Annotated in this window: 12 protein-coding genes; 3 read left to right on the forward strand and 9 right to left on the reverse strand. The window is 33.1% G+C overall.

Annotated features, from left to right (window positions below; genetic code table 11):
• Positions 1-136 precede the first annotated feature (136 nt).
• Positions 137-2,062 carry a ribosomal protection-like ABC-F family protein gene (abc-f, locus tag ACWJJT_RS09265; protein ID WP_462954508.1) on the forward strand — a complete coding sequence of 642 codons (1,926 nt, stop codon included), beginning with the start codon at positions 137-139 and terminating at the stop codon, positions 2,060-2,062.
• Between the two features lie 62 nt (positions 2,063-2,124).
• Here the strand turns inward: abc-f and ACWJJT_RS09270 are convergent, their stop codons facing one another.
• On the reverse strand, positions 2,125-3,396 hold the full coding sequence (locus tag ACWJJT_RS09270; protein ID WP_462954509.1) for a M14 family zinc carboxypeptidase: 1,272 nt from the start codon (positions 3,394-3,396) through the stop codon (positions 2,125-2,127).
• A 269-nt stretch (positions 3,397-3,665) separates the two neighbouring features.
• On the opposite strand from ACWJJT_RS09270, the gene ACWJJT_RS09275 reads away from it, so the two are divergent.
• Together ACWJJT_RS09275 and ACWJJT_RS09280 are read left to right on the forward strand one after the other, a co-directional pair.
• Positions 3,666-5,015, forward strand: a complete 1,350-nt coding sequence (locus ACWJJT_RS09275; protein WP_462954510.1) for a TIGR00366 family protein — start codon at positions 3,666-3,668, stop codon at positions 5,013-5,015.
• A 172-nt stretch (positions 5,016-5,187) separates the two neighbouring features.
• Positions 5,188-6,534, forward strand: coding sequence for a TIGR00366 family protein (locus ACWJJT_RS09280; protein WP_462954511.1), 1,347 nt, complete (start codon positions 5,188-5,190; stop codon positions 6,532-6,534).
• 92 nt (positions 6,535-6,626) lie between these two features.
• Here ACWJJT_RS09280 and kamE read toward each other — a convergent pair whose 3' ends face one another.
• The 8 genes from kamE to atoD all read right to left on the reverse strand — a co-directional run bounded on the left by kamE (position 6,627) and on the right by atoD (position 15,255).
• The gene (gene kamE / locus ACWJJT_RS09285) at positions 6,627-7,415 is read right to left on the reverse strand and encodes a lysine 5,6-aminomutase subunit beta (protein WP_462954512.1); all 789 of its coding nucleotides are present in this window, start codon (positions 7,413-7,415) and stop codon (positions 6,627-6,629) included.
• Positions 7,415-8,971, reverse strand: a complete 1,557-nt coding sequence (gene kamD, locus ACWJJT_RS09290) for a lysine 5,6-aminomutase subunit alpha (protein ID WP_462954513.1) — start codon at positions 8,969-8,971, stop codon at positions 7,415-7,417. The genes kamE and kamD overlap by 1 nt, the downstream gene beginning before the upstream one ends.
• 10 nt (positions 8,972-8,981) lie before the next feature.
• Positions 8,982-10,442, reverse strand: a complete 1,461-nt coding sequence (gene kamC / locus ACWJJT_RS09295) for a lysine 5,6-aminomutase reactivase ATPase KamC (protein ID WP_462954514.1) — start codon at positions 10,440-10,442, stop codon at positions 8,982-8,984.
• A gap of 1 nt (position 10,443) precedes the next feature.
• Positions 10,444-11,451, reverse strand: coding sequence for a lysine 5,6-aminomutase reactivase subunit KamB (kamB, locus tag ACWJJT_RS09300; RefSeq protein ID WP_462954515.1), 1,008 nt, complete (start codon positions 11,449-11,451; stop codon positions 10,444-10,446).
• Positions 11,452-11,488: 37 nt separating this feature from the next.
• Positions 11,489-12,742: a lysine 2,3-aminomutase gene (kamA, locus tag ACWJJT_RS09305; protein WP_462954516.1), complete on the reverse strand. Its 1,254-nt coding sequence runs from the start codon at positions 12,740-12,742 to the stop codon at positions 11,489-11,491.
• Positions 12,743-12,884: 142 nt separating this feature from the next.
• The gene (gene kdd / locus ACWJJT_RS09310) at positions 12,885-13,922 is read right to left on the reverse strand and encodes an L-erythro-3,5-diaminohexanoate dehydrogenase (RefSeq protein WP_462954517.1); all 1,038 of its coding nucleotides are present in this window, start codon (positions 13,920-13,922) and stop codon (positions 12,885-12,887) included.
• A 12-nt stretch (positions 13,923-13,934) separates the two neighbouring features.
• Positions 13,935-14,600 carry a 3-oxoacid CoA-transferase subunit B gene (locus ACWJJT_RS09315; RefSeq protein ID WP_165412589.1) on the reverse strand — a complete coding sequence of 222 codons (666 nt, stop codon included), beginning with the start codon at positions 14,598-14,600 and terminating at the stop codon, positions 13,935-13,937.
• Between the two features lies 1 nt (position 14,601).
• Positions 14,602-15,255 carry an acetate CoA-transferase subunit alpha gene (atoD, locus tag ACWJJT_RS09320; RefSeq protein WP_220287272.1) on the reverse strand — a complete coding sequence of 218 codons (654 nt, stop codon included), beginning with the start codon at positions 15,253-15,255 and terminating at the stop codon, positions 14,602-14,604.
• Positions 15,256-15,267: the final 12 nt, after the last annotated feature.

Raw genomic sequence — 15,267 nt, forward strand, 5'->3', positions numbered from 1 at the left:
ATCTATGTATATTTCTTTTTTACTACAAAAAATTAAATATAAATAGTACAATAATATATGAAGCAACTTTAATTAATATTTATAACTAATTAAGTTGAATTTTTTTTAATACTACAAAACAGGGAAGGTGAAAACAATGATAGTTTTAAGTTGCAAGGATATTCACAAAAGTTACGGCATAGATGTTATTTTAGACAAAATAACTTTAAGTATAAATGAAGGTGAAAAAATTGGGTTTATTGGTGCTAATGGGGCAGGTAAATCTACGCTTTTTAAAATACTCACATCACAATTGGATCATGATAATGGTGAACTATTTATAGATAAAAATAAAAAGGTTGGTTATCTATCTCAAAATCTTGAATTAACTTTAAGTAATACTATATATGAAGAAACCCTTTTAGTATTCCACAACCTACTAGACCTCGAAAAAAGACTTAAAAATTTAGAATCAAAAATGAATGAGCCTTATGATACTTCCAAAGAAGAATATAATAATAGAATAATAAAAGAATATACATTACTCTGTGAACTTTACAATAACAGAGGTGGCTACACATATAAAGCTGAAATAAATAAGGTTCTTAAAGGTCTTGGCTTTATTGAAGAAGATTATAATAAGCCAATAAATATATTAAGTGGAGGTCAAAAGACTAGAGTTGCACTATGCAAATTATTACTTAAAAACCCCGATATCCTTTTATTAGATGAACCTACTAACCACCTAGACTTAGATGCTATAGAATGGTTAGAAGATTATTTGAAATCTTATAAAGGAACTATTTTTATAATATCCCATGATAGGTTCTTTTTAGATGCTATTACCAATAAAACTTTTGAACTTACTAACGGTCATGTAGATTCTTATAATGGAAATTATACAAATTTTATTGATTTAAAGAAAAAGAATTATGAAGTTCAATTAAAAGCATACAATTTGCAACGCTCAGAAATAAAAAGGCAAGAGGACATCATAACTAAATATAGATCCTTTAATAGAGAAAAAAGTGTAAAGGCTGCAGATAGCAGACAAAAATCCTTAGATAAAATAGAAAGAATTGATATTCCTGATAAAAATCTTAGGGAAACTAGGATTAATTTCGAAACAGAAATTAAAAGCGGAAATGATGTTCTTCATATAGAAAATTTATCAAAACGATTTGGAGACAATCTTTTGTTCCAAAACTTAAATTTAGATATAAAAAGGTCAGATAAGATTGCTCTTATTGGAGAAAATGGTCGAGGTAAAACTACTCTATTAAAAATTATAATGGATAATCTCTCAAGTGATACAGGCATAAAAATATTAGGTAAAAATGTTTTTGTAGGATATTATGACCAAGAACAATCAAATTTGAATCCAGAAAAAACTATAATAGATGAGGTTTGGGATGAATTCCCTAAACTTACTACCACAGAAGTACGTACTGCATTAGCTTCATTTTTATTCATAGGAGAAGATGTATTTAAAAGTATATCCACATTGAGTGGCGGTGAAAGATGTAGAATTAATCTTCTAAAAATAATGTTATCAAAATCTAACTTCTTACTATTAGATGAGCCAACAAATCACTTAGATATTATGTCTCGTGAAGCTTTAGAAGATTCGATACTTGGATATGACGGTACTGTTCTTGTAATCTCTCATGATAGGTATTTCTTAAACAAGGTAATTACTAAAATACTTGATTTAAAACGAGATGGCCTTAAAGAGTATTTAGGTAATTATACTTATTATATTGAAAAAAAGAAAAACCCTCTAAGGTTCCAAGTAGAGGAAGCATACGACGGCATGTCAAAAACTCAAATAAATCTTGATAAAAGAAAGAAGAGAGATGAACAAAAACTAGAAAAACAAAAGAAAATAGATTTAAAAGACCTAGAAGATAAAATAACCTCATCGGAACAGCGATTAGAAAAATTAAATAGTGATCTTTGCCTTGAAGAGATTTATTCAAGTCCTAGTCGGAGTGTTGAGACAAACAATCAAATTTCTAGTATTAAAACCGAACTTGAAACCCTTTATTCAAACTGGGAAGACTTTATAGCGGAAGTGGACTAAAAATTAAGGCTCTTAGCACACAATCAAACATTTGTGGTCTAAGAGCTTTTTCTTTTAGATTCCTAAATTAATGCCCCTTCTAATAAAACTTTAATATTGTCCTTATAAATTTTATTAAACTGACTTATTAGCAGAGGATTTTTTCCAATTCCGACCTCAATGGTATAACCTGGCCTTCTATATTTTTCTATAAACCAATCCTTATATCCTGCATAGCTTGTGATTCCGTATGTTTCTCCTAATTCATAACCACTTAAAGAGGAAAATACCTCTCCTATTTTTCTAGCCTCAGCGCTTGCCAAATTTTGAAAATCCCAGTATATTACCTCCCCTTGGGTGTGATACGCTATTACTAATCTAAATCCATGTTTTCTTGTAAAATCTGCTACCGCTTTAGACTCTGATTCTGATTCTGGCGCAGTACCTGAATATCTTGTAGGGCCCGGTCCATATACGCCATAACTTTTTTCCGCGTCCTTTGATTTTTGCCACATAGCATCATAGTTATGATTAAGGTCTACACCGCGAATATTAGCACTCCATGTTTTAGAAAAATCAGAACTCCCATTATTCCACTTAATTAAATCATTGTAGTATGGGTTACTCCTCTCTAGGCCATTAAGCACTAAGTCAATCCCATCTGGATTTACCATAGGCATAATGTATATAGTACTTTTATTCCAGATATCTAAGGCACTATACCCTTCTATATTTTCACCTGTTGCATAGGCTTTAGAAAAGTTTTCAATAAACTTCATCAAAAGCACAGTAGTTATCCATTCAATAGCATGATGAGATCCATTATAAAAAACTTTATTGGGTCCATTACCGAGTTTCACATAATAAAGTTCTTTTCCAAGCTCACTCTTGCCGCCACTAGCCACTTCAATAAATGGGTATCTAGCCTTTAGCCCTTCTAAATCTTTTTTCATAATATCATAAGTGTAATCAATATTTGTAAAAACTACATCTAATGAATATGGAACTATGATCACCTCTCCAACCTGCAAGTTGTTAGGATTTATTTGAGGATTTGCAGTAATTATACTTTCTACGGTCACAAAGTACTTACTTGCTATAAGGTATATTGTATCACCCGGTCTAATTCTATAAGTATCATAACCCATTAAAAATCTATTCATAAGTTTATAAGTATCATCATTTACTGTGCCTGTAGGTGATAAGCCAAAATATCTTTGAAACATCAATACTGCCTGTGCCGTTTTAGTTCCGTAAATTCCGTCTATTCCTCCTACATCATAGCCTAATTTATTAAGTAGTGCTTGTATTTCCATTACCGATGTTCCTCTTGAGCCTATTTTTAGGGTTTGCAACTTTTACCCTCCTAAATTTTTCTATAATACTATTATATGAAAATTTTATAAAGATGTTGCAGGTTTTAACGAATAAAATACCACACCTATTTTTTTGCCTCCTCCTTTGTATATAAATTTTCACTCATAAAAATATATTTCTCCTTTTTTGACTTATTATATGATGTCATGTATAATTTTGTCATACATATTAATATTTTTTCACAAAAAATCATAAATATGTTTTCTTGTATAGATTAATTTCACATAATAAAATAGGAGGAATAATAATGTTTAAAAAATTTACAAATGGTTGTGTTAATCTTGTCCAAAAGTATTTACCAGACCCATTCATATTTGCTGTAATCCTTACCTTTCTAGTATTAATTTTAGGGATGGTGCTTACTGGTCAAGGACCATTAGCTATGACTATTCACTGGAGTAAGGGTTTGTGGACGCTCCTCGCTTTTTCAATGCAAATGGCGCTAGTATTAGTTACAGGTCATGCGCTTGCCAATGCACCATCTTTTAAAAAGGGTCTTAAAATTCTTGCAAAAATCCCTAAATCACCAAGTCAAGCAATTATTCTTGTTACAATTATTTCTACTATAGCTTGTTGGATTAACTGGGGCTTTGGTCTAGTTATCGGAGCTATTTTTGCTAAGGAATTAGCTAAAGAAGTTAAAGGCGTAGATTATAGACTTTTAATAGCTTCTGCTTATTCAGGCTTTTTAGTATGGCATGCCGGTCTTTCTGGTTCTATACCACTAGTAGTTGCTACAGGTGGTCCTGAGGTAGTAAAAGCTACTGCAGGTGTTGTTACTTCACCTATACCGACCAGTGCTACATTGTTTTCAGGTTATAATTTAATTATATTAGGGATACTTTTAGTAACCTTGCCTCTTATAAACAAAGCTATGCATCCTGACACGGAGCATACAGTTACTATAGATCCAAAGCTTTTGGTGGAGGAACCAGCGATTATAATAGCTAAAGAAAATATGACTCCTGCTGATAAACTTGAGAATAGTTCTATTATCTCAATATTATTAGTTATTATGGGCTTTAGTTATATTATTTATTATTTTGTTAAAGGCGGTAGTCTTGATTTAAATATTGTTAATGCTATCTTCTTGTTCCTTGGAATTGCTCTTCATGGAACTCCTATAAGGTTTGTTAACGCAATTACATCCGCGGCTAAAGGAACTGCTGGAATTATACTTCAATTCCCATTCTACGCAGGTATTATGGGCATGATGGTTGGTACAAGTACTAGTGGAATTTCTCTCGCGGGAGTTATGTCTACTTCTTTTGTTAGTATATCTAATCAACATACCTTCCCTCTATTCACTTTCCTAAGCGCAGGACTTGTTAACTTTTTTGTACCATCTGGTGGTGGACAATGGGCTGTTCAAGCTCCCATTATGATGCCCGCTGGTGCAGCTTTAGGCGTGCCTGCTGCAAAAACTGCTATGGCTATTTCATGGGGAGATGCATGGACTAACATGATTCAACCCTTCTGGGCATTACCTGCTCTTGGAATTGCCGGTCTCGGTGCTAAGGACGTAATGGGCTTCTGTATAATCGACTTATTATACTCAGGTGTTATTATCGGACTAGGATTAATGTTCATATCATAATAGCTAAGGGACTGTCTAAAAATGATCAAAAGTTATTTTAAGATTATATTGATACCTGTAGAATAGACACTTTGGAAAAAGCGTCTATTCTACAGGTACTTTTTTTTCATAATATAGAATATTATTACATAGGAGCATTTTAAATTTATATAGTTAATAAGGAGGAATCAAAATGTTCAAAAAATTTACAAATGGTTGTGTTAACCTTGTCCAAAAATATTTACCAGACCCATTCATATTTGCTGTACTTCTAACATTCTTCGTATTAATTTTAGGTGTAGTTCTTACTGGGCAAAGTCCTTTAGCTATGACTATTCACTGGAGCAAAGGTTTGTGGACATTACTTGCCTTTTCAATGCAAATGGCATTAGTATTAGTTACAGGCCATGCTCTCGCCAATGCACCATCTTTTAAAAAAGGTCTTAAGACCCTTGCCAAAATACCTAAATCACCAAGTCAAGCAATTATTTTGGTTACACTTATTTCTACTATAGCTTGTTGGATTAACTGGGGCTTTGGTTTAGTTATTGGGGCTATTTTCGCTAAGGAATTAGCTAAAGAAGTTAAAGGAGTAGATTATAGGCTTTTAATAGCTTCTGCTTATTCAGGCTTTTTAGTATGGCACGCTGGTCTTTCTGGTTCTATCCCACTAGTAGTTGCTTCGGGTGGTCCTGAAGTTGTAAAAGCTACTGCAGGCGTTGTTACTTCCCCTATACCAACTAGTGCTACATTGTTTTCAGGTTACAATTTAATTATATTAGCTGTACTATTAATAACATTGCCTCTTATAAACAAAGCTATGCATCCTGACAAGGATCATACTGTTACTATAGATACAAAACTTTTGGTTGAGGAACCAGTAGTTATAATAGCTAAAGAAGCAATGACTCCTGCTGATAAACTTGAAAACAGCACTCTTATCTCAATGTTATTAGCAATTATGGGCTTTAGTTATATTGTTTACTATTTTGTTAAAGGTGGTAGCCTCGATCTAAATATTGTTAATGCCATTTTCTTGTTCCTAGGAGTTGCTCTTCATGGAACTCCTAGAAGATTTGTTAATGCAATTACAGATGCCGCCAAAGGCGCTGCTGGAATTATACTTCAATTCCCATTCTACGCAGGTATTATGGGAATGATGGTAGGTACAAGTGCTGCTGGAATTTCTCTTGCAGGCGTTATGTCTACTTCTTTCGTTAGTATATCTAATCAACATACCTTTCCACTATTCACTTTTTTAAGTGCAGGCCTTGTTAACTTCTTTATACCATCTGGCGGTGGTCAATGGGCAGTTCAAGCTCCTATTATGATGCCTGCTGGTGCAGCTTTAGGCGTACCTGCTGCGAAAACTGCTATGGCTATTGCTTGGGGAGATGCATGGACTAATATGATTCAACCTTTTTGGGCATTACCTGCTCTTGGAATTGCTGGACTTAACGCTAAGGACGTAATGGGTTTTTGTGTAATTGACTTATTATACTCAGGTATTATTATTGGATTAGGATTATTCTTTTTCTAGGAAGTTTTTATTATAACAACAAAAGGGGTACATCTTTAAATGATTAAATAAATCAATTAAAGATGTACCCCCTATTTTTTAATATAAATTTATTAAATTAAACCTCTCTCAACTATCTCCGTAACAGCAAAACTTGCTACATCATCAGCAAATTTTCCTGGTCCGAAACCTGCATCGTATCCAAGCTCTTTAGCAAGTTCATGAGTTATTCTTGGACCTCCACAAATTAAGACAACTTTATCTCTGATTCCTTCTGCTTCTAATAATTCTACTAGATTAGTAAGGTTTTGGATGTGTACATCCTTTTGAGTAACTGTTTGAGAAACTAAAAGAACATCTGCTTTAAGCTCTATAGCTTTTTTGATAAATTCTTCATTCTCAACTTGGCTTCCCAAGTTCAAAGCTTCTATCATAGGGTATCTCTCAAGACCATAGTGTCCTGCAAATCCCTTCATGTTCATTACAGCATCTATACCAACTGTATGAGCATCTGTCCCTGTACTAGCTCCAATTATTACAACGTCACGTTTAATGTTTTCTTTTATATATTCTCCAATTTGTTTCATATCCATTGTTTCTACTTCTACAGTTTGAACATGAATTTCTTCATAGTTTACAGAATGAGATAATGAACCATAAATAACATAAAAAGAAAATTCTTTATCTAAAGATGCATGATGAGCACAGCTTGGATTTTTAAGTCCCATAGATTTAGCAAGTTGAAGTGCTGCTTCTACTCCTCTTTCATTATCTTCTACTGGAAGTGTAAAGCTCACTTGAACCTTACCATCATTCATAGTATCTCCATAGGGTTTAATCTTTGTTAAATCCAAATTTTGATCATACTCTTTAACTTCTAATGAATATTGTCCTTCACTCATTATTTATTTCCCCCTAACATTAAATCTATAAATGGGTTAAAGTAAGCCTTTTCTTTTTCTACAACTCCCGCAAGTCCTTTTCCACCAGTATAAGGTCTCTTAATTCCTGCAAATTTCCCTTGCTGTATTGTAGTAAATAAACCTTCTTTTTCAATTTCTCCAATTAGATCTGCTGCTTTATTTAATACTTCATCAACCCTTGTTTCCATCATGCCACCTTTTTTGAAGGTGATTTCTGATCCTAAATTCTTCATAGTGCTAAATATATATTGAGCATTGTCTATTGATAACGCTCTATCTGACATAAATGGAGTGTGTATTGCTTCTGTAAGCATTCCAAGAAGGTGTAATTTTTGTCCTGTCATAATAGTTACCATATTAAATAATGTATCTTGTACTTGTCCTTTAAATATATCTCCAGTCTTAAACTTAGTTGGAGGCATATATTTTAGTGGTGCTCTTGGGAAGATTTCTCTTGCCATTTGCGCTTGTGCTAATTCATATATAAATCCATTTTCAACATCTGGACTTATTTCAAACGCATGTCCAAGTCCCATTTGTTCTTCTGGAATTCCAGCAACTAATGCAAATTGTTCATTTATAAATTGTGAAGCAAGCACTGTATGAGCTTCTTCTACTGCATCTGCAGTAGTTAAATAATTATCTTCTCCAGTGTTTATAATAACTCCCGCAAATCCATTTATTACTCTTGAGAAATATTGGTCAACTATAGTTCTTTGCATGTTGATATCGCGGAAAAGAATTCCGTATAAAGCGTCATTGAGCATTACGTCTAATCTTTCTATAGCTCCCATAGCAGCTATTTCAGGCATACATAATCCAGAACAATAATTACAAAGTCTTATATATTTCCCTAATTCTTCTCCAACCTCATCAAGGGCCTCTCTCATAAGTCTGAAGTTTTCCTGTGTTGCAAGTGTTCCTCCAGTACCTTCCGTTGTAGCTCCGTATGGAACGAAGTCAAGTAAACTTTGTCCTGTACTTCTTATTACGGCTATTACATCTGCGCCTTGCTTAGCAGCTGCTCTTGCTTGGGTTATATCTTCATAAATGTTACCTGTAGCAACTATTACATAAAGATATGGGCCACTCTTATCGCCAAATTTTTCAAGGTATGATTCTCTTTTGCCTCTATTTTCTTTAATTTTAGCAACCATTTCTTTAGCTACTTTATCTACAGCCATTTTGATTTCGAATTCTTCATGCATAGGAGTTTTAGTTAAATCCATTTCACCTTTAGCTACTTTCTCAGCAATTTCTTGCGGTGAAAGACCAGTTTCAACCATAGCATTCCCTATAAACATTGACGCACCAAGTGCTAATCCATTACCATTTTTAATGTTATCCACTACTACATTTGGAATTGGTACTCCAACTTCATCTACCCCGTCAATACCTAAAAGTCTACACACAGTTCTTTCTACTGTTACTGTAGTATGTATGTCAATAAACTCTTGAGTATCTTTTGCTATGTTTTTAGCTGATTGTCTAGCTTTACTCACAACATCCCAATTCATATTTAATTTACTTTCCATTTTATTCCTCCTAATTATAGAAACTTTTTGCTATATCCACTATTTCCTTTTCGAGTCCTAGTAATACTGCTATATTAAGTGCATCTTTTGGCACTTCATTTTCTTTTGAAACCTTTTCTAGCTTGTAATTCATATGTTGTTGTATTATTTCAACAGAATGAGTTTTATTTAAATCTATCTTATACTTTAGCGCACTAAAATCTACATTTTTAAGTCCCATTACTTGATAATGTTCCATATTATCCTCAACTACTCCGTCGTAATGAGTTGAAATTAGGCTTATTGATTGAAATTTAGTCAAGTATTTAGAAAGAGATTTCATAAGATAGTACCCTTCTTTTGGATTAGTACCTCTTGCAAACTCATCTAGAGCTATAAATCCATTTCCTATTTTTGCAGACTCTACCACTTCTTTTAACTTTATTATTTCTGCACCAAATGTACTTAAGCCTTTGGATATGGACTGCATATCATCTGAAACAAAGTGAATAAAATTAAGGATTGGGAATTGAGCTTTTTTTGCAAATACAAAAAAACCCATTTGACCAAGCAGTAAATTCAGAACAATAGTCTTAAGGGTAACACTTTTCCCACCCATATTAGCACCAGTTATAATAGTTGTACCGCCAAATAGATCTATACTAACTGGAGTAAATACCTTTTTACCTTTTTCTAATATTTCTTTAATTTCAGGATTAAAGGCTTCATCAAGATTAATCTTCATTTTTTCACAAATTTTTGGACGAGAACCATTATAATCTATAGATAAATTCGCTTTGGCAATCAAAAAGTCTAATCTACCTATGGCTTTTATATTTTGGTTTATGGTCTCAGCTTCTTTAGAAATCTGGAGTGTTAACTCTTTTCTAATCCTTAGTTCTTCCTCTTCTTCTTCTATAACTAAATCTAACCTTTGCTTCTTTAGTTCATTTACTTCTTCCTCAGTTTTCACAGTAAAAATTTCTTTTTCCTTTTGTTTCTTCTTTTCACGAATGCTTTTCAAAGTTTTAGAATACTCATCATAAACATAAAAAGTAGACATTCCCTTCTTCTGTGGGTCTAGGAGAGAGATAATCTCATCTAAAGAATTTAGATGAACCTCCTCTATATCAAGCTGTAATTTATCCAAAATATTTTTTAAATCTGTTACTAATATCGAAAAATATTTAATTTCATATAATTCAACCTCATCTAATGTTTCTGATTCATTACATCTTTTAATAGAATTTCTAACATCTTTTAGTTTACAAAATATTCTTCCTATTCCATTATACTCTTGACTATGAGTTCTCATTGATTTAATCATATTTTCTAGATTATTTAATTCATGAGTTAATTCATTTATTTCTGAATCTTTAAATGGTCTAATATTTTTTTTCTCCTCAAGCCCATAAGAAGTAGTTATCCCCAATTTATCCATAACAAAAGAAAAACCAATTTGATCTCTCTGCTGCTGATCTAAAAATTTCATTTTACTCCCCTCCAATTACATCAAATACAGGTATATTTAATTTATTCCTAAGCCCATCTAAAAACTTATGCTTATCAAATTCATACCCATAAGGTGATTTTGGATTGGATGTAACACATACTATATTAATAGGATTTATTGTTTTAATAATTCCGCCTTGCTTTTTAAATTTATAAAGGGTTTCCCTAGTTAAAAAGAGCTTTGTTCCATCTTCAACTAGGAAAATTACACCTTTATACTTATTTGTAGATGTCATAATATCTTCTAGTAGGTTATCTGAAACTACACCTTTAATAACTACATAGGAGGCATTCTCATCTAAAAACTCAATAATCTCCTTAGAAGATCCCAATGCTGTAATTGCGTCTAACATTTTTATAGTATTATCTTTGCAAATAATACCTATTCTGCCAATGCGCAAAACTTCATTAGCGAGATTTAATACTTCATCATTCTTTTCATTTTCTAATGATAGTAATTTAACAGTATGACTAGTTTCTTCTATAACCTTAACCATACTTTTTGACAGCGCCGCTCCAGTTGATAAAATTGTAGCATTTGTAATTGATGGAGAGGCGAAGGTTTTTCTATTAAGGGCACCATCCACAATTACAAGCTCACTTCCAAACCTTTTAAGATCATCACATATTAAAGTCATATAAGAATTTACGGATGGACCTCCTAAATCTACATATCCGTCACTTAATGCTCTGCATATAATTATTTCACCCATAGGAGTGTTAAAACCAGTAGTTTTTAAAATCTCCCTGGTAATATCACTATTCAATAAGCATTGTTTTGCAGTAGCAATTATAGTTCCTTCTTCAATGTAAATTTTAGGTTTTTCAGTAGCAGTTACTTGGTCCAACTCTTCTCCGTCTCTTCCTATAGAGGTAAGCCCTAGGGATATTTCCCCTCTGGCTTCTCTCAATATATGATTTAAGGTGGTTGTTTTTCCTACATTTTTATTCATTCCTATGATAGAAACACTGTCATATTTTTGAATCATATTAAAAATGCTTGGGTTGTTTATGCTGTCCTTAATTTTACTCGTGATGTCCTCTTAGATTTCTCTCAAGTCCAGCTGGTTCCATAGACATTTGCTGACCGTTTAATAGCCCTGCTACTCCTACTTTGTGAACCTTTTTCTTTCCTTCGCAAACTTCACAGTTGCAACCTGAAGTATAACTAGTTGGTTGTTCATAAGTAGTTATAACTCCTTCAAAGTTTCTAAGCACTACTTTTTCAGGACTTTGAGAAATAATATAAGTTGGCATTACTGGTATTTTACCACCGCCACCTGGAGCGTCAACAACAAATGTTGGAACACAGAATCCTGAAGTATGGCCTCTTAAAGCTTCAATAATTTCTATTCCTTTAGATACTGGTGTTCTAAAGTGCTCAAGTCCCATTGAAAGATCACATTGATAGATGTAGTATGGTCTTACTCTAATTTTAACAAGCTCATGTACAAGGTCCATCATTATATGTGCACAGTCATTAACTCCTCTTAAAAGAACTGATTGATTTCCTAGAGGTACTCCTGCATTTGAAAGTCGCGCGCATGCAAGTTTTGCTTCTTCTGTAATTTCATTCGGATGATTAAAGTGAGTGTTTAGCCAAATTGGATGGTATTTCTTTAACATATCAACTAATTCTTTTGTAATTCTTTGTGGAAGAACCACTGGTACTCTCGAACCCATTCTTATTATTTCAACGTGTGGAATTGCTCTTAATTTTTTAATTATATATTCTAATTTATCATCTGAAACAAGTAGAGCATCTCCGCCTGATAATAATACATCTCTAATTTGTGGAGTATTTTTAATGTATTCGATTGCTTTATCTATTCTTTCCATTGGCATAGCACTATCGCTTTGACCTGCGAATCTTCTCCTTGTACAGTGTCTGCAGTACATTGAGCATTGATCAGTTATTAAAAGCAATACTCTATCTGGGTATCTATGAGTTAACCCTGGCACTGGAGAATCTGAATCTTCATGTAATGGGTCCAATAAATCAGCATGTGCCTGATGTAATTCAAGCCCTGTTGGTATAGCTTGTTTTCTTATTGGATCGTTTGGATCATTAGGGTCTATTAATGATAAGTAATAAGGAGTTATAGCCATTCTTAATGTTTGAACACATTTCCTAGCTCCTTCTTCTTCTTCCTGCGTTAATGGTATATACTTTTTAAGTTGATCCACGTCTTCAATTCTATTTTTAACCTGCCATTTCCAATCGTTCCATTGCTCATCAGTTACATCCTTAAATAATTCAAATCTTCTATTAACTTTCATATTAGTACCTCCATCGTATAATAATTTTTAATTTGATAATATGTAGTTGATATATCAATATGGTTTAGAGAGAATACAATATAACTTTATATTGTATTCTCTAAATCACAATTAAATCATCTTCTTCGAAGCTGAAATGTCATTAAACGTATAATTCTTCAAATACTTTTCTTAATGTTTCATTTTCTCTTAACTCTTCAAGGGTTATTTCAGCATGTCCTTTAGTGTATCCGTTTCCTACGATCATAGTAACGTCTTTACCTACACCTTCAGCTCCAAGAGCTGCTTTTGTAAAGCTTGTAGCCATTGAGAAGAAGTATACTATTCCGTCATCTTTCACTGGTAAAATTGATGACATTTCAGTATTTGGAACATTAACCATGTTTATTGCTACATCCACTTCACATCCATTGTTGTGCTCTAGAGTAGTATTCATTACATCAATAGCGTTTCTAGCATCTCCAATAACTATTTGCATTCTTAGACCTAGTCTTTTTAATCTCGCTTTCTCTTCTTCATTTCTTACAAGTCCTATAACGTTTCCTGTTGGTCCTACTCTCTTAACTGCTTCATAAGAGCAAATCATTCCTGATTTCCCTGCTGCGCCTAGTAAAAGAACCGATTGACCTGGTTTAACAAGTTTAGCAACTTGAGCCGGTGCTCCTGCAACGTCTAATGCTGCTAATGCTAGATTTTCATTCATGTCTTTTGGAAGTTTTGCATATAATCCACTTTCAAATAAAATAGCTTTTCCTTTTATTTCAACTCTATCAATATCTGGTTTGATATCAACAATTTTTTCTATTTTTAAAGGAGTTAATGATAGTGAAACTAATGTAGAGATTTTATCTCCAACTTTAAGATCTGTTGTTTCTTTTAAAGCTTCGCCTATTTTTTCAACTGTTCCAATAAGCATTCCACCTGAACCTGTTACAGGATTTTGCATCTTTCCTTTTTCAGATATAATTTCCATAATTTTAGATTTTATTTTTTCAATGTCATGTCCCGCTTCTTCCTCTATTTGAGTAAAGCTAGCTGAATCTATGTTTAAAGCCTGAACATCAATTAAAATTTCATTATCAAATATATTCATATCATTTGATATTTTAGTTGCTGGTTGTGGCAATGCACCTTTTGGTTCAAGTGACCTGTGAGTTCCGTATTTACATCCTTTGTTCATAATAAATTCCTCCTATACATCCATTATTTTTAGATTTTCTGATATTATTAACTCAGCTTCAGTAAGTGATTTAACTTCTTCAACTGTTGTATCTTTATGAATTTCAGTAAGTACAAGTCCCTTTTCAGTAAATTCCATTACTCCAAGTTCTGTAACTATAAGGTTAACTTGTGCCTTTGCTGTTAATGGTAGCGTACATTTTTTTAATATTTTAGGAGTCCCTTTAGCAGTATGTTGCATTGCAATAATAACCTTTTTGGCTCCTACTACTAAATCCATTGCTCCACCCATACCAGGAACCATTTTGCCTGGCACAATCCAATTAGCTAAGTTTCCTTCCTGATCTACTTCCAATGCGCCAAGAACAGTCATATCAACGTGTCCTCCTCTTATTAAAGTGAAAGACATTGCGGTATCAAAGTATGCTCCACCAGGAAGTATTGTAGTAAATTGACCACCTGCATTAGTTACATCCTTATTTTCTTCTCCTTTTGCTGGAGAAGCTCCCATTCCAACCATTCCATTTTCTGATTGGAGAGTAACATGTACGCCTTCTGGAATATAATTCGTAACTAATGTTGGAAGCCCTATGCCCAAATTAACAAGTTGTCCATCTTTTAATTCTTTACCAATTCTTTTTGCAATAATTTGTTTTGCAATCTTGCTATCTGTAATCATATTAGTTAGCCTCCCCTATAATATAATCAACCAATACACATGGAGTCACAATATTATTTGGATCTAAATCTCCAATTTTAACAATTTTTTCAGCTTCTACTATTACAGTTTCTGCAGCAGTAGCTATAATTGGATTAAAGTTTTTTGTTGTTCCATAATAAACTGCATTTCCAATTTCATCTACGACGCTTGCATAAACAAGTGCTAAATCTGCTTTAATTGGAAGCTCTAATAGATATTCTTTTCCTTCTATTGTAAGTTTTTGTTTTCCTTCTTCTATCATAGTACCAACTCCTGTAGGGGTAAGCACTCCACCAAGCCCAGCTCCCGCTGCTCTTATTCTTTCAATTAGTGTTCCTTGTGGCACAAGTTCTACTTCCATTTTTCCTTCTGTCATAAGTCTTCCCGTTTCAGCATTTGTTCCTATATGCGAAGCCACAACTTTTTTAACTTGACCGTTTACTACAAGTCTTCCTATTCCCCTATCTACATAGCTTGTATCATTTGCTATTATAGTTAAGTTTTTTACATTTGTTTCTATTAATAGATCTATCATCTTTTCAGGTGTTCCACAGGCTAAAAATCCACCTATCATTATTGACATTCCATCTTTGAGTAATGGCCTAACTTGTTCTAAAGATACAACCTTATTCATTTATTTTACCTC

This window comes from Clostridium sp. CM041, from assembly GCF_055081035.1.